Consider the following 16791-nt stretch of genomic DNA (forward strand, 5'->3'; position numbering starts at 1 on the left):
GATGCTCTAAGCGTTCAGAATCGGTCGGCGCGATAGGGCGCCGGATCGGTGAAGGGTGTCTCGCCCGTCATCATCTCGGCCAGCAGGCGGCCCGTGACGGGGCCGAGCGTCAGCCCGTGATGGTTGTGCCCGAACGAGAACCACAGCCCGCGATGCGCGGGCGCGGGGCCGATCACCGGGCGCATGTCGGGCGTGCACGGCCGGAAGCCGAGCCACGGCTGCGGGTCGAGCCGCTCGCCGAAGCCGAACACGGGCCGCGCGACGCGTTCCGCGCGTTCGAGCTGCACGCCGGTCGGCGGCACGCCGCGCCGCGCGATCTCGACGCCGGTCGTGAGCCGCAGCCCGCGCCGCATCGGCGCGATCACGTAGCCGTATTCGCGATCGACGATCGGCGCCGACGGCACGCCGCGTGCGGACGGTGCGTAGTGCATGTGATAGCCGCGCTTCTCGCGCAGCGGAATCTTGTAGCCGAACTTGCCGAATACCGTGTCGGACCACGGGCCGAGCGCGACGACGACGGCCGGTGCGGCGGCCGTGCCGTCCTGCGTGCTGACCTGCCAGCCAGGCGACAGCGCGTCGAGGCTCGCGGCGTCGCCCATCAGCAGCGTGCCGCCGCCTTGCACGAAGAGCTGCGCGTACGCTTTGACGAGCGCGGACGGATCGACGACGCTTTTCGGATCGAGCCAGTGCAGTGCGCCGCAGAAGCCGGGCGCTAGGCTCGGTTCGTGCACGAGCAGCGCGGCGGCATCGAGCGGCGTGATGCCGAGCCCGTGGCGGCGCGCGGTGAGGCCGGCTTCGGCCACGCCGCGTTCGAACGCGGCGGGCGTGCGGAACGCCTCCAGCCATCCGTTTGCTCGGATGAGCTCGCCGGCGCCGGCCCGCGCGATCAGCGCGTCGTGCTCGACGAGGCAGCGCTCGATCAGCGGCAGCATGTCGCGCGAGGCTGCTGCGTGACGCAGCGGCGCGGACTCCCACCAGAACCGCGCGAGCCACGGCGCGAACGCGGGCAGCGACGCGCTGTGCCAGTAGAGATCGGTCGAGCGGTTCAGCGCGTAGCGCATCAGCGTAAACGGGCTGCGCGGGAACGGATACGGTTCGACCGACGAGCGCTCGATCAGCCCCGCGTTGCCGAAACTCGTGCCTTCGCCGGGCGCGCCGCGATCGACGAGGGTGACCTTGCGGCCGCGATCCTGCAGGTGCAGCGCGGCGGAGACGCCGACGATGCCGGCGCCAAGAACGATTACGTCGAAATCCATCGGTGGTGGTGAAAGACGGTTAGCGGTGCGCTCGCCCGCAGTGCGGTGTGCGCGCCCAGGTTGGAGATCGTTCGAACCGCAAGCATACTCGCGGCGGCGTGGGTCACCAAGGGCAGGGCGCTACGCGACGGGACACGAGCGGGCGTTGAGTGGCACCTGAGGATCGGCCCGGCGCGGCGGAACAGGAGATTGCACCGGGTCCGGCGTTCCGCGGTGGCGCGCGATGATCGACCGGTCGAAACAGGCCTGCGCGGCGGAGTTGAAGCGTTTTCGCGTGAACGGCAATGTCTGGATCGCGGCAGACGAGATGCCGACCGGTGTCGACGTGCCGATGGCGTGGCGCGAATTGCTGACCGCACCTGACCATGCGCTTGCAGGTCGGCTGATGCGGATGTGGGCCGGCGTCGCCGATCGTTTGCCGGCCGTCGCGGAGTTCTTCCACACCGCCGACAGACGGTAACGCATGGCACCCCTAATGTGCCGCAAAACGATCCGGCGTGCCGCCGGAGAGCGTAGGAAGTTTGAGCTGGCCGCGCGTCCAATCCGCTGATCAATTTGCCGACGTCGAGACGGGGCCGACACCGGGTAGCGCATTCGCCTGAATCATCGCGCACAGCGCCGATTCCGCATACTTTCCGATGTTTTTCGCGGGTGTTTCCCACTGGTTGGGCATGCGAATTTTTACCTAAGATGAAGCAATCGTGCGCGTGATACGGTGCCTGCTCGCGCACGGAGGGAGGCAGGAGGCAGCGCCGGAGCAACGCCAGCGGATGTTGCCATCATGGATGCAAAAGTGTGCGCGGCGGCTACCGGTCTTGCGACTGCAACGACGCCAACGGGCGCGGCGACCATCGCCGCGCGCAAGACGTCCGGCCGGCCCGGCCGGGCTGCTTCGCTGCGCCATGCGCTGATCGCAATCGTTTGCGTGTTGGGTGCGGCATCCGCGGTGCTCGTCGAGGATCCCGCCGATGCGGACGGCTCGCCCGACACCGTGCGCATCGTCGCCACCGCGAGCCCCGCCGATTCCGCCGTTTCGTCACACGACTCCGCCGTGCGTCAGGTCGTGCTCGGCATCATCAGCTTCACGCGCTGGCCGACGACGCCCGTCCGCCTGCACCTGTGCGTCACCGGCCGGCCCGACTACGCGCGCGGCCTGACCGACACGCTGCAGGCCGGCTCGACGCTGCTCGACGTGCAGCGCGTCCGCTTCGACGATCCCTCGCTCGGCATGGCCTGCGACGTCGTCTATCTCGGCACCCTGAGCGACGATGAGCGAACGCGGGTGAGAGCCGCGGTGGCCGGGCATCCGGTGCTGACGATCTCGGAACACGATTCGTCCTGTACCGCAGGCGGCATGTTCTGTCTCAACGTCGACGGCGAACGCGTGACGTTCGACATCAATCTCGACGCCGTGGCGCGCAGCGGCGTGCGCGTGCACCCGAACGTGCTCAATCTCGCGCGACGGCCGGGGGCGCCATGACACGGTTCGCGCCTCACTTTTCCCCCTCGCACGTATCGCGCCCGACGCTGCAAAGCGTGTTGCGCCGCGCGCACCTGCGTCTCGCGTTCGTCGCCGTCGCGATGGCCGCCGTGTCGTTGATCGTGGTTGCCGTGATCGCGTTGCGCGCGTATGCCGGCAACAACCTGAACCTGCTGGCGCGATCGCTCGGTTATACGGTCGAGGCGGCGCTCGTGTTCGGCGACCGCGTCGCGGCGAGCGAGGCGATCGGGTTGATCGCCAGCGACGAGGACGTGGCGCAGGTGGTGGTCACGGACAGCAATGGCCAACTGTTCGCGACGTGGCAATTGCCTGCTGGAAACGGGATCGCCCGGCTCGAGCGCGGCGTCGCGGACCTTGCGCTGCCCGGGCCCGTGACGGTTCCGGTGATGCATGACGGCATCATTGTCGGCCACGTCGTCGTGCGCGGCCGCGGGCACCAGTTCTTCGGCTTCCTGCTCGGCGGCGTCGGCGGCATTCTCGGTTGCCTGGCGGTCAGCGTGATCGGCGCGTATGTCAGCTCGAAGCGTCTGCTGCGCAACATCGTTTCGCCGCTGCGCGCGCTGGCCGGCGTGGCGCACGCCGTGCGGCGCGAGCGCGCGTTCGCGCAGCGGGTCGAGCCCGTCGCGATCGCCGAACTGAACGAACTCGGCGACGACTTCAACGCGTTGCTCGACGAATTCGAAGACTGGCAGAACATGCTGCGCGACGAAAACGCGTCGCTCGAATACAAGGCGACGCACGATGCGCTCACGGGCCTGCCCAACCGCGTGCAGTTCGAGTCGCGCCTTGCGCTTGCGCTCAGCGAAGCCAGAGCGACGGGCCAGCGGGTCGGCATCCTGTATCTGGACTGCGACCGCTTCAAGGAGATCAACGATTGCTTCGGCCACGACGCCGGCGACGCGGTGCTGATCGGCATCGCCGAGCGACTGCGCGTGCAGGTGCGCGAGGCCGATCTGGTCGCCCGCCTGGGCGGCGACGAATTTGCGGTGATGCTGTCGGCTGTGCGCGATGCGGGCAGCGTGTGTCGCATCGCCGACGAGATATTGTCCGGCATGGTGCCGTCGATCGAGCTGTCCGACGGCCGCATGGTGGCCACCATGATGAGTGTCGGCATTGCGTTGTATCCCGACCACGCGTCGGACGCGAGCGGCTTGCTGCGCGCGGCGGATGCGGCAATGTACCGGGCCAAGCGTGCTCGGCCAGGCTCGTGGCAGTTGGCTGAAAGTGTTGCAGGACCGGTTTGATGCCGATCGTTTCGCGCTGCGGGCGAGGCCGTGGCAGCGGATTACAAAAAGTGCGCCCGACGCGGGCGCGCTCGAAGGGGATGTGAAATGAACCACTCGTTTCCTGTGAGCCTGGGGCGGATGTGCGTCGGAAGCGCGCTGCTGCTGTGCATGCTGCTGGGGGGCTGCAAGGCGCCGCCGCTTCATCGTGGGCTGACGCAGACGCAAGTCACGACGCTCAAGTCGGCCGGTTTTCAGGAGACCGAACAAGGTTTCGAGTTCGGCTCGGCCGGGCCGATCCTGTTCGATTTCGACCGCTATAACCTCAAGCCGGATGTGCGGCGGATCGTCGAGCGGATCGGGCGCACGCTCAGATCGGTGGGGATCAACGGGGTGCGGGTTTATGGGTACTCGGATGAGGAGGGCGCGGATGATTACGACTTCGAGCTGTCGAGGCGGCGGGCCGAGGTCGTGGCGATCGAGCTGGTCGATGTCGGGCTCGATGCGAAGCGCATTGCGATCGTCGGGAAGGGGAAGCGCGACCCGGTGGGGGATAACCGGACGCCGGCCGGGAGGACGCAGAATCGGCGGGCGGCGATCGTTGTTTCGCCGCGGTGAGGAGAGGCGTGTCGCACACGGGTATACAGCGATGACTCCTGCGTTGCCTGTCGACAAGCAAGCTGCTCAGCCTGTTCCTGAAAACACGGATTCAGGATTGTCTCGGTGCGGTCGGTTGTAACTGTTTGCCATCATCGCCACGCAGACATCCGAGCGTCTGTTCACAAGCAACGGGCCTTTATGTTCACGGCTTATGGCACCGGTCATTGGCCGAAACCATCATTGCCGATTGGTGGCCGCGCAATACATTCGAATTGATGTTGTCAGTAGGCCGAATAGAATCGTTCCGCCCGTTTTTTGAACTCCGCATCGCCATTCGGCGAGCGCGGCGACGACCGGAACACGTATGGCCATCGACCCCAAGGATCTTCTTCCGCACTTCGAACGCGAGATGGCGCTATTGCGCCGATCGATGCAGACGTTCTCGCAGCGTTTTCCTAAAATCGCCGCTCGCCTTGCGATCACCGGCGAGCATTCCGAAGACCCGCACGTCGAACGTCTGTTGCAGTCGTTCGCATTGATGTCGTCGTCTCACGACATCCGCCTCGAGGACGATGTGCCCGCGTTTACGCACAGCCTTCTCGAGACGCTGCACGGCGTGTTCCTGCGCCCGTTTCCTTCCTGTGCGATTGCGCAATTTCATGTCGACCGAACCAGCGAACAGACTGAGCCCCGCGTCATCCCCCGCGGCGAGCACCTGGTTGCACCGGCCGATCGCGAAGTATTTCGCATGACGGATGAGGTCGCGATCGTGCCGCTGGCCGTTTCGGATGTGCGTTACACGACGTCGGCGATAGCACCGCGCGATGCGGCGTTGCCGTCCGAAACGACCGGTTTGCTGACCATTACGTTTGAACTGACCTCGCCTAAAGCCACGTTCGCGATCGTGCCGGACAGGTTGCGTCTGCACTTCACCGGCGCGCGCGAGATCGTCGCGGCACTCATGGACGCTGTCCTGCTGTTTGCCGTACGCGGTTTCGCCGAGGCCGACGAAGCCGGACGCTGGAAGCGACTTCCGGGCGAGGTATTCACGGCCGTCGGCCTCGAGCCGGCCGACGCGCTGCTCGATATGCCGCGTGACGATGCGCTCGGGCCTTTTCACCTGCTGCTGGAGTATTGCGCCGTTCCGGAGCGCTTCGATTTTGTCGACCTAGATATGCGACCGCTCAAGCGGATCGCGGGCGGCAGTCGTCGCGTCGCACTGCACCTGGCGATCGCGGGCGTGCATCCGGACTCTCATCGGGCGCAACGTCTGGCCGCCGCGACGGCTGAACATGTGCGCTTGTTTTGTACGCCCGCGATCAACCTTTTCCTGGATGACGCCGAGCCGATTGAGACTTGTACCGGTTGTTCGTATTACCCGGTGAAAGCGCTGGAACAGAAGAACGCGTCGCAAACGAACATCTGGTCGATCGACTCGGTTCGCGAGACGTCCGACGCGGGTACGTCGCTCCTGCCGCCGTTTCAGTCGTTGCAGCATGGGATGGGTGCCCACCTAGGGCTGTACTGGGCCGTGTTGCGCGATGAGGCTCGGCGGGCGCCGAAGAAGCCCGTCGATCCCAAGGACAAGAAGGCGGGCATGACGCCGTTCCCGGACGAGATTGCAGAGCAGCGCCGCGGCGTCGAACTGGCACTGGTCGACCGGGGCGGCCAACCTGCCGATCCCGGGCGTCGCAAACTGGCGATTCGGTTGTCCTGTACCCAGGGCGACCTGTCCGGGATGCGGGAACGCGAGCTGGTCTTGCGGGCAGGCGATCGGGTGGGGACGATCGCGCTGTTGAACCAGCCGACCCGGAGCCGGCCGCCGGCTTTCCGCTACGGCGAGCTGTGGAATTTGTTGTCTTTGCTCGTGCCGCAGGCAATTCGTCTCGACAACGGCGGCCTGGCCCAAATGACGCGGCTCTGCGCCCGCTGGGCCGAATGCTCGGTCGACGCCGGCAGGCGCTTCGATCCGCTCGTCTCGTTGTCGACCGCGCGCGTTCGGCGCTGGCTGCCCGGCAAGCCGGCGTCGGCGTTCGTACAGGGGCTCGAAGTGCGGCTGGTGGTCGATGAGCAGCGTTTCGCCGGGTTCAGTCTTGGCGGATTCGCACACGTGATGGATCGGTTCTTCGCCCCCCACGTTCCTGTCACCAGCTTCGTGCAGATTGTGCTGTTCTCGGCGCATACCGGCGCGTTGCTTCGCCGTGGGCAACCTTGCCCCGGCGTCCAGCCGCTGGTCTAGTTTTTCGATTTTCGGGGCTCGAACGGAAACGTTTGCGGGTGCCTTTCGCGCGGTCGGAATTTGTCCTACATTATCGGGGCCTCGGGCCGGCCAGCCGGCCCACGGAACCTGAGATCACACGCAAGGAACAAGAATGAGTTTCGCTCCGAACGGGGGTATTCCCAATGGTTTGGGCGGCAGTGCGCTCGGCTCCTTGAGCGCGCTCGGCGGCCTGGCAGGCCCGGTCGCCTCGAGTGTTGCCGGGAGCCTCGGGCCGCTCGCGGGCCTGGCCGGGCACGTCGACACCGTCCAGCGTGCGATGCAGCTCGCACAGACCGGCTTCTCGCTGATGGACAAGACGCCCGGCGCGGTTGCCGAAGCGATCAACGGCGCCGCCAACCCCGCGCGCCTGACCCAGCTCAATCGCTACGTCACGCTCGATACGCCGCTCGGCCCGGACGTGCTGCTGGTCAGCGCCGCCGTCGTCGACGAGTACGTGAACCGGTTGCCGGAAATCCACCTCGACCTGCTGTCGCATCGCCACGACCTTCGCCCCGACGACCTGATCGGCCAGCAGGTCAAGATCCGGTTCGATCAGCAGGCGCGCCTGTCGACGCTCGAACGCGTCGTTGCATCGGGTGCCGGCGAGAACGATCGTTACTTCGACGGCTACGTCGCGTCGTTCGACCGCGCCGGCAATCCCGGGAATGTCACGCAGTACCACCTGACGGCGGTGCCGTGGTTCTGGTTCCTGACGCGCTCGACCGACTGCCGGATCTTCCAGAACAAGACCGCGCAGGACATCCTCACCGAGATTTTCCAGGAGCACGGGTTTTCCGATTTCGTGTTCGACATCCGGACGAGCCAGAAACCGCTCGAATACGTGGTGATGTACCAGGAGAGCTACTACAACTTCTGCGCGCGGTTGATGGAGCAGGAAGGGCTGGTCTGGACGCACCGCTACGAGAAGGACAAGCACATGCTTGTGATCGGCGACACGAATTTGCTGTTCCGTCCGATCGACGGCCTGGCAACTGTGCCGTTCGCCGCCACCGAGGCGAGTGAGGACAGCGGCATCGACCAGTTGCACGAAGGCCGGCGCTTTGGCGTCGGCAAGGTCACGTTCCGCGACTTCAATCATCAGAATCCGTCGTCGCCGCTGATGCTGGTGGAAGCCGGCCCGCAGAACCTCAAGCACGCGCGGCTCGACTCGACCGAGCGGTTCGAGCACCAGTCGCTGTACGACCACGGCGACGACGGCAACCGCTACGCCCGTTTTGCGATGGAGGCCGAGGAGGCGCAGGCCCATCGCTATACCGGCGGCGGCTACGCGTGGCGTATGACCACGGCCGGCGCCGTCAACGTGGCGAATCACCCGGTGCTCGAGAACAACCAGGAATACGTGATCCTGCACGTGCGTCACGAGGCGGTAAACGATTACACGCAGCACAGCGCAAAACTGCCGTACCGCAACAGCTTCGCGTTGCTGCCGAAGAAGATTCCGTACCGTGCGCCGCGCGGCACGCCGAAACCGGTGATTCACGGCACGCAGTCGGCGATCGTCGTCGGTCCGAAGGGCGAGGAAATCTATACCAACGGGAGCGCCGTGAAGGTGCATTTCCCGTGGGACCGGCGCGGCAAGAAGGACGGCTCCGACTCGATGTGGGTGCGCGTGTCGCAACCGTGGGCGGGCGACGGGTGGGGCGCGGCAGCCATTCCGCGGATCAAGCAGGAAGTGCTCGTGGCGTTCAATCAGGGCGATCCGGATAACCCGGTGATCGTCGGCCGCGTGTTCAACGGCGAGCAAGGCAACCCGTACCACGGCGCGGCCGGCCAGACGATGGGGATCAAGAGCCAGACGCACAAGGGGCAGGGGTCGAACGAGATCCGCATGACCGACACGAACGGCATGCAGGAATTCTTCATGCACGCCCAGAAGGACATGAACACCGTGGTCGAGAACAACGAGACGCACAAGGTGCTGGGGCCGATGCGTACCGTGCTGGTGGCGACGGGCAGCGAAGAAAAGCAGATTCCGCAGGGCAACCTGACCGAGACGATTTCCGAGAAGCGCAGTACGACCGCAACCACGGTCGAAGTGACGACGCCTGCCAAGGATGGGGGCGGTGGCACGCAGGTCTATGTGGCCGAGCGCGGCATCCTGCTGAAGGTGCAGGACAGCTCGATCTCGCTCGCGCCCGAAGGCATTCGCCTCGAGCACAAGGGCTCCGTGATCCTGATGACCGACGACGGCGTGATGGTCAATGGCCAGCGCATCGATCTCAACAAATAAACGAACAAAACCAGCCATGCACTACGCAATCCACGAAGGCACCTTCGAACTGCCGGACGCGGCGCTCGACCGCACCGTCAACATCCTCGTGATGAACGCCGGCCCCGGCGGCCTCAACCTCGTGATCGCCCGTGGGCGGCTGCGCGACGGGGAAAATATCGATGCGTTTGTCGCGCGCGAATGGGAAGTGGCGTCGCGCGACGCGAAGATGCTTACCGAGAAGGCGCGCCGGCCTGTGACGGTGGCCGGCCGTTCGGGCATCCAGATCGATTCCACGCACGAGCGGGATGGCCGGCTCTGGCATCAGGTGCAGACCATGTTCCCGTCGGACGACGCAGGCCGCGTGCTGGTGATGACGCTGACCAGCGCGGCACCGCTGACCGACGAGCAGCAGGCGATCGCGGATCGTATGCTGGCCAGCTTCCAGCCGCGCGCGGCTCGACCGACCCTGCTTGGGCCGGGTGACGCGTCGTGAGCGCGGAAAACTTCGCGGCCGCACGCTTCGAAGATCCGATCCAGCACACGTCGTTCCTGGGTGAGCTTGTCGGCACGGTCGGGTCGGTGGTCGGCGGTGCCATCGTCGGTGCATTGGTGGCGGAGGCGATGGAGGGGCTGGTGTTCGTCGGCCTCGCTGCGCTCGAGATCGGCACGGCAGGGTTGGCGACGCCGCTCGTGATTGCGATCGGTGTGGGGGTGGCGGTCGGCTCGGGCGCGCTGATGGAAGCGAGCGGGATGAACGAGGCCATCGACGACGGCGCGAAGGCACTGGCCAATTCGATCGTGCCGCCCGAGATCAAAGGCAAGATCGCGAGCGGGTCGGGGAACGTTTACGTCAACAACAAGCCGGCGGCGCGGGCGGCGAAGCCGGGCGATCTCGATACCGTCGCTTGTATGGATCATCCTGGGCCTCAGATGATCGCCGATGGGTCGGGGAGCGTTTATATCAACGATCATCCGGCTGCGCGCGTTGGGGACAAGACAACTTGTGACGGGACGATTGCCGAAGGGTCCGATAACGTTTTCATTGGTGGCGGCACGCAGCGGGTAAGGGACGTGAAGTCGGCTTCCCGGCTTGGATGGCTGGGGGCGGCGCTTGGTATTGCGCTCGCGGTTTGCGGCCGCGGGAAGATGAGCTGGGGGCAGTTTCTGAAAGGCAAGCTGCCTTGCCTCGCGATCAATTTTGCGGCCGGTGCCTTCGGTACGTGGCTCGGCAGTTTGGCGAGGCCGTCGGCCGGCCACCCGGTCAACGTCATTACCGGCGGCAAGATTCTCGATGGCACGGACGATACCGATTTCGCATTGCCCGGGCCGCTGCCGATCGTGTGGCGACGTTTTTACAGCAGTCACGATGATCGTGCTGACAGCCTGTTCGGGGCGGGCTGGAGCGTGCCGATCAGCGTTGAGCTGCGGTTTGCGCGTGAGTATGGCGAGGTCACGTCGATCACGTATTGGGATGAGCAGGGGCGCGACATCGTGTTCCCGGCCGTGCCGCCGGGTGAGAGCCATTTCAGCGTTCCCGAAGGCATTTACCTGATCTGTACGGCCGGCGGCCACTATGTGGTTGAGACGGTCGATGGTTTGTATCGCGATTTCGGCCGTGCTCGTAGCGATGCGGACAGTGAGACGCTCAAGCTGTGGCGTCTTGAGGACCGCAACGGTAACTGGATCGAGGTGGAGCAAGAGGCGGCCGATGAGGTTGTGCGGCCGGCCCGGCTGCATGACAGCGCTGGGCGCATGCTGACGCTGGCCTACGATAAATCGCAGCCGCGACGCATTGCCACGATCGAGCTGACTCGTGGTGTGGACGGTGAGCAACCCGACACGCTGGTGCGTTACGCGTACAACGATGCCGGCGAGTTGGTGGCCGTTACTGATCGCAGTGGTCACATTGCGCGGCGCTTCGCGTACGAGCGTGGGCTGATGGTCCAGCATACATTGCGCGGCGGACTGCAGTGCTTTTATGCGTGGCAGGGCGTCGGCCGCGACGCGCGCGTCGTGCGCCACTGGACCGACGACGGTGAGGCATACACGTTCAACGCGGACCTTGCTCAGCGTACGGTGACGATCACCGACCAGATCGGTCGCGTTACGCAGTGGACGTGGAACGAGGATCAGCAGCCGACGAGCCATACGGATGCGGAAGGCCATGTGTGGCAGCTCGAATGGAACGCGATGCGGCAGTTGGTCAGTACGACCGACCCGGCAGGGAACACGACCCGCTTCGAATATGACGAGCGGGGGCGGCAGACGCAGCGCATAGACGCACTCGGCCAGGTTGAGCGCACCGAATGGAATGGGCACTACGACCTGCCGGTCGCGGAAACCGATCCGGCCAACTCGCGCTGGATCTACCGCTACGACGATCGCGGCAACCTGACGATGACGCGTGATCCGGCGGGATTTGCGACCGAATATCACCGGGATGAGCGTGGGCTCGTGCACACGATCCGCGATGCGCGGGGTGGTTACAAGTTCCTCGAATGGAATGGCCGTGCGCAACTGACCTCGTATACCGATTGTTCCGGCAAGGTCACGCGGTTTGCGTATGACGCACGTGGCGGACTCGCGCGCGTGACCGATGCGGCGGGGCAGTCCACAGTGTATGAAGCGGATGCGATGGGGCGTGTTACGGGGATCGGGACGGCCGATGGTGCCCGGCAGACGTTCCGTTACGATGCGGCTGGGCGTCTGGTCGAGGTCGTTGATGCGAACCAGCGCAGCACGCGTTACGAACTCAATCCGCGTGGATTGTTGCTGTCACGCACGGATGCGGCTGATCGTGTCGTGCGGTTCGGTTACGACGATGCGTTTAGGCTCGCGAGTTTGACCAACGAAAATCGTGAGTCGTATCGCTTCCAGTATGACCGTCGCGATCTGGTCTCTGCACAAATTGGCCTCGATGGCCACAAGCGCACATACGAATACGACGTGTGCGGCCAAGGCACGATCGTACGGGATGGGCGGATCGAGACGCGATACGAGCGCGACGCAATCGGTCGACTGACGGCGAAGCAAGCTACGCATGAGCGTTGTGAGTACTTGTACGACAAGGCGAGCCGAATCGCATCTGCCGAGTTGTACACGCTGGCCGCTCGTGGCCCGTCGCTGAAGAATCGGGTCAATCTGAAATACGACGCGCGCGGAAATGTCCTTGAGGAATACACGCCGACCGGCTGGCTCGCGCATACGTACGACGAGCTTGGCAACCGCGTCAGCACTACGATTTCCGGCGAGCGCACGATCGACTGGTTGCATTACGGCTCTGGTCACGTGCACCAGATCCGCGTCGACGGTGCGGCGATCACCGACATCGAACGCGACGATCTGCATCGAGAAGTGCTGCGCACGCAGGGCAGGCTGACCAGCCAGTTTGGATATGACGCGGTCGGCCGCCGTGCGCGATTTGCTGCGCAGCGAGGCGCCGCAGTGGAGTCGCTGCTCGCCAAACAGTGGCAATACGATGCGGCCGGCGATGTGATCCAGAAGCGCGACCAGCGCTATGGCACGACCACCTATCGCTACGATTCGACCGGGCGTATCGAGCAGGCGATGGGGCCGGGGTTGCCGTCTGAGGTATTCCGTTGGGATGCGGCTGCGAACCTTGTGTCGAGCGATCATCCGGGCGGCTATGTGGAGCACAACCGGCTCAAGATGTTCGAAGACAAGCGCTTCGAATACGACGCGTATGGGCGGCTTGTTCGCAAGCTGAGCGGTCACGGGCCTGCCAAGGAACTGGTCCTTGAATACGACGATTGGAACCAGCTGAAGACCGTCGTAACGAAAGACCGCCTTGGCATATCGACGACGCATTTCGAATATGACGCGTTCGGCCGCCGGATTCGTAAGCTCAATGGCGGCTACGCGAGTACGGATTTCCTGTGGGATGGCATGCGGCTCGTGCAGGAGACGTATCACGACCGTCAGGGCGAGGAAGCACTGACGTACTTGTACGAGTCCAACAGCTACGTGCCGCTTGCGCGGATCGACCACGGCAAGGCGGCCAACGATGCCAATGCAAGGGATGCAGTCTACTATTTCCACAACGACGCATCGGGGTTGCCGGAGGAACTGACTAACGCGGACGGCGAGTTGATCTGGCAGGCCCGCTACAAGGTGTGGGGCAACGCGGTGCAGGAGGAGTGGATCGCTCGGGCGCCGTTGCGGTCGACGCCGTCTTGGGGGGAAACGCTGGTAGTCGCGCCAACGTCTGCTGACATGCCGCGACCGCAGAACCTGCGCTTCCAGGGACAGTATCTGGACCGCGAGACCGGGCTGCACTACAACACCTTTCGGTATTACGATCCGGACATTGGACGATTCATCAATCAGGATCCGATTGGGCTGGTGGGTGGAACGAACCTCTATCGGTACGCGCCCAACCCTGTCTCGTGGATTGATCCGTGGGGACTGACCGGCGACGACATAACAACGCTTTATCACTACACAACGCAGGATGGCTTAGAGGGCATTACGAGTAGCGGTCATTTGAATGCATCACAGGGTCCCGTACATGCAAGATTTGGAGATGGTCAGTATTTCACGGATATATCCCCCGATATGATTGGTGGTAGGACTATGGCAGACGCCGCCGGAACTGGAAAGATGTCGCTAGGACAGCTTGCGGCAAATATTTACGGTGATGCCCGAAAGCTTAATAGCATCACGCATTATGTTGAAGTAGATGTTACAGGCTTGGATGTCAAGGAGCCCCGCCCTGGAACTTTCTTGGTTGAAGGGAAAGGGCCGCTTGATATTTCGAATCGCATAAAAAGAAGCGGATCAAGTTGCTCATGAAAAAAGAGTATTTTCACTCCCGGACAGAGTTTCCGTGCGGCTCCGGAGAGATTTATACGGAATTTATCGACGGCGTCGCGACGCGTCAGATCAGCCATCCTGATAATGGGATTGCCTACACATCCTCATCCGTACAAGATTGGAATTCTGATGTGGGTTTTTTGCTCTTTGATGGAATGAAGGGCGAACTCGACATTTCTCCAGATGACGAAATTAAACAGGAAGATTTCGAGCATGCCTGGAAGGCTGCCGTGGGCAATCCTCCGCAAGAGCAAGCGATCATCTACGGAGTTGGGGACGCAGCTGTACCACAACAGAATTCAACCCTTATAGCTCATGTGGTAAATAATCGCGGCAAGTGGGGGCGTGGCTTTGTCGTTTCCCTCGGCAAAAAATACACCGTCGCGCGGGATAGTTATCTCGACCTGTTCCGAGGTGAACAACGACCTCCACTCGGAATGGTTCAATTTCTATCTGTAGATGACGAAAATAGAATATATGTCGCAAACATGGTTTCTCAAGACGGGATTCGCAAGAATAGCCAGGATATTACTCAATACGTCTCGTACCCCGATCTCAAAAATTGCCTCAATCAAATTTGCGAATTTGCTTTGGCCAATCGACTTGCGGTGCAAATGCCTATGATCGGTGCCGGACTTGGTGGTGGAAATTGGGAAATTATTTCAGAAGAAATCACTGAGGTTTTTTCGTACTATAAATTGACTTGCAAAGTTCTTAGACTTTCATAGTCAATCTCCGTTATGCCCTTGGGGCAGGACTGGATTCGCTGGTCAGATTTCCGTTGATTTGAGAGGTTTTCACGAAAACTTATAACTTAATCCAGGACTTGCTTAACGATCTAGATGGTCTTGATTGGGACTCGGCTCTTTTTATTAATCAGAGCGCTTGGGTGGCTGATCCATGGCATGCGAAGATCCTCGTGCTTGAAGGGGATGACGAACTCGAAGATGTTGCTCCAGGAACGCATTTGCCAAAAATTGCGAAGGATAGAGGTATGCGGCAGCTATTCGACATGGAGACTTTTCGAGAAATAGTTAATTTCGAGCGGAAGCGCAATCCAGTTGCGGATGTGAAGGATGTTATATATGCAATTAACTACTATCGTGAAAAAGATGATTTCTACAGCCCGTAGGGATGGCTAAAATTTGATATTTATTTGTCGGCGGGCATTGTTTTAAAAATAATCAGATTTCCCGTTGATGGCGGGGTGTGCGTGGCGTCATGAGAGATATTGTGGTCGGGCGATTGGGGTGGGAGTGTATAGTTGGTGACGCGAGGCTAATGCTAAGAAACTTACCCGCGCGCTGGATTGGTTGGGCAACTTGACAATCAATTGTGTGCGAGGTTCGAACCCGAAAGTGTAGTTGCTGTTGGGAAGAAAGCAATGCTCAGGGACAGAAAGGTCACGTTTGAAGGAGGGGCGATGGAGGTTGGAAAATTCGCAAACTGTGCCTCGGGAATCAGTGTTGTTGATTTTGAAAATGTCGAAAAAGACCTGGGATACACATTGCCGGTGGCATTTCGCGTGCAGTATCTGGCAAGTAACGGAGGAAATCCTGTCAATGCCCTGTTCAAAAATGAAGATTGTGGTGAGCCTCTCGAGGTCGTAGGGTTTTATCCGATAAAATACAACACTTCAGCTTACGAAACGAAAGATTCATTGCTCCTTGAGCACTATAGAGTGATGTTCGGTCGAGGCGTAATCCCAGCTAATTTACTTCCATTTGTTGTTGATGTCCACGCAGAACTGACCCACCTGAGGCAGTAATTTTCATCGAATTTTGACCCACGTGATTGAATGCCCTGCTCAATCTTTGAGCAGGGGATACAGAGGTGATCACGGTGGGCATATTGGCCAAGATCAGGCGGATGCATTTCCGCGAGAAGGTCCCGCTGCGCGAGATTGCCAGGCGCACGGGCCTGTCCCGGAACACGGTGCGCAGCTGGCTTCGGCAAACGGATGCCGTTGAGCCGAAGTACCCGAAGCGCGTCAGCCCGAGCGTCGTCGACGAGTGGGCCGCGCAGCTGACGGGCTGGCTGCGGGCGGACAGCCATCGCCCGAAGCGTGACCGGCGCACGGCCCGGTTCATGTTCGAGGCCATCCGCGGCGAGGGCTACGCCGGCAGCTACGGCCGCGTCAGCGCCTTCGTGAGACGCTGGCACGAGGAGCAGGCTGAAGCCCCGCGCAGGAAGGCCTATGTACCGCTGGCCTTCGAACCCGGTGAAGCATTTCAGTTTGACTGGAGCTGCGAATACGCCTTCATCGGCGGGTTGCGGCGACGCCTGGAGGTCGCCCACGTCAAGCTCAATGCCAGCCGGGCGTTCTGGCTGGTCGCCTATCCGACCCAGAGTCACGAGATGCTGTTCGATGCGCACGCCCGCGCATTCGCCGCGTTTGACGGCGTTCCGCGCCGCGGCATCTACGACAACATGAAGACCGCCGTGGACAAGGTCGGCCGCGGCAAGGAGCGCGCGGTCAACGCCCGCTTCGAAGCAATGTGCAGTCACTACCTGTTCGAGCCGGAGTTCTGCAACCGTGCCGCCGGCTGGGAGAAAGGCATCGTCGAGAAGAACGTTCAGGACCGGCGACGTCAGATCTGGCACGAAGCAGCGCTACGGCGCTGGGAAACGCTTGAGATCCTAAACGAATGGGTCGCTGATCAGTGTCGTGAGGCCTGGCAGATGCGGCACCCGCAGTGGCCCGAGCTGACAGTCGAGGACGTGCTGCAGGACGAGCGCACCAGGCTGATGCCCAATCCACGCCCGTTTGACGGCTATGTCGAGCAGACGCTGCGGGTGTCGTCGACCAGCCTCATCCACTTCCAGCGCAACCGCTACAGCGTGCCCACCGAGTACACGAACCAGCTGGTGAGCGTGCGCTGCTA

General features: G+C 62.4%; 13 protein-coding genes. 12 read left to right on the forward strand and 1 reads right to left on the reverse strand.

The annotated features are described in order from the left end of the window. Positions 1-14: 14 nt before the first annotated feature. On the reverse strand, positions 15-1256 hold the full coding sequence (locus ABIC51_RS31060) for an NAD(P)/FAD-dependent oxidoreductase (RefSeq protein WP_226128055.1): 1242 nt from the start codon (positions 1254-1256) through the stop codon (positions 15-17). 223 nt (positions 1257-1479) lie between these two features. Between ABIC51_RS31060 and ABIC51_RS31065 the strand changes: the two genes are divergently transcribed. The 12 genes from ABIC51_RS31065 to istA all read left to right on the forward strand — a co-directional run. Beyond that, the gene (locus ABIC51_RS31065; RefSeq protein WP_047902567.1) at positions 1480-1716 is read left to right on the forward strand and encodes a hypothetical protein; all 237 of its coding nucleotides are present in this window, start codon (positions 1480-1482) and stop codon (positions 1714-1716) included. A 321-nt stretch (positions 1717-2037) separates the two neighbouring features. After that, the gene (yfiR, locus tag ABIC51_RS31070; RefSeq protein ID WP_175897679.1) at positions 2038-2736 is read left to right on the forward strand and encodes a regulatory sequestration protein YfiR; all 699 of its coding nucleotides are present in this window, start codon (positions 2038-2040) and stop codon (positions 2734-2736) included. Then, a complete protein-coding gene (dgcN, locus tag ABIC51_RS31075; RefSeq protein WP_226128053.1) occupies positions 2733-4001 on the forward strand; it encodes a diguanylate cyclase DgcN/YfiN in 1269 nt (422 codons plus the stop codon). The genes yfiR and dgcN overlap by 4 nt, the downstream gene beginning before the upstream one ends. A gap of 87 nt (positions 4002-4088) precedes the next feature. Continuing rightward, positions 4089-4598, forward strand: coding sequence for an outer membrane lipoprotein YfiB (gene yfiB, locus ABIC51_RS31080; RefSeq protein ID WP_175897677.1), 510 nt, complete (start codon positions 4089-4091; stop codon positions 4596-4598). A gap of 346 nt (positions 4599-4944) precedes the next feature. Continuing rightward, positions 4945-6819 (forward strand): type VI secretion system baseplate subunit TssF, encoded by a 1875-nt coding sequence (gene tssF, locus ABIC51_RS31085; RefSeq protein ID WP_175897676.1) that lies wholly within the window; start codon positions 4945-4947, stop codon positions 6817-6819. Between the two features lie 133 nt (positions 6820-6952). After that, positions 6953-9091: a type VI secretion system Vgr family protein gene (locus ABIC51_RS31090; RefSeq protein ID WP_105391663.1), complete on the forward strand. Its 2139-nt coding sequence runs from the start codon at positions 6953-6955 to the stop codon at positions 9089-9091. Next, positions 9063-9566: a DcrB-related protein gene (locus ABIC51_RS31095; protein ID WP_226128051.1), complete on the forward strand. Its 504-nt coding sequence runs from the start codon at positions 9063-9065 to the stop codon at positions 9564-9566. The genes ABIC51_RS31090 and ABIC51_RS31095 overlap by 29 nt, the downstream gene beginning before the upstream one ends. Continuing rightward, the gene (locus tag ABIC51_RS31100; RefSeq protein WP_226257372.1) at positions 9563-13885 is read left to right on the forward strand and encodes an RHS repeat-associated core domain-containing protein; all 4323 of its coding nucleotides are present in this window, start codon (positions 9563-9565) and stop codon (positions 13883-13885) included. Before ABIC51_RS31095 ends, ABIC51_RS31100 begins: the two co-directional genes overlap by 4 nt. Continuing rightward, positions 13882-14634 (forward strand): macro domain-containing protein, encoded by a 753-nt coding sequence (locus ABIC51_RS31105; RefSeq protein ID WP_175897674.1) that lies wholly within the window; start codon positions 13882-13884, stop codon positions 14632-14634. The genes ABIC51_RS31100 and ABIC51_RS31105 overlap by 4 nt, the downstream gene beginning before the upstream one ends. Before the next feature lie 98 nt (positions 14635-14732). Further along, positions 14733-15038, forward strand: a complete 306-nt coding sequence (locus tag ABIC51_RS31110; protein ID WP_334054050.1) for a DUF7716 domain-containing protein — start codon at positions 14733-14735, stop codon at positions 15036-15038. A gap of 252 nt (positions 15039-15290) precedes the next feature. Further along, a complete protein-coding gene (locus ABIC51_RS31115) occupies positions 15291-15674 on the forward strand; it encodes an SMI1/KNR4 family protein (RefSeq protein ID WP_354006766.1) in 384 nt (127 codons plus the stop codon). A 74-nt stretch (positions 15675-15748) separates the two neighbouring features. Then, a partial coding sequence (istA, locus tag ABIC51_RS31120) for an IS21 family transposase (protein WP_354006768.1) occupies positions 15749-16791 on the forward strand: 1043 nt, incomplete at its 3' end.

It is taken from the genome of Burkholderia sp. 572, assembly GCF_040545135.1.
GTDB lineage: Bacteria > Pseudomonadota > Gammaproteobacteria > Burkholderiales > Burkholderiaceae > Burkholderia > Burkholderia cepacia.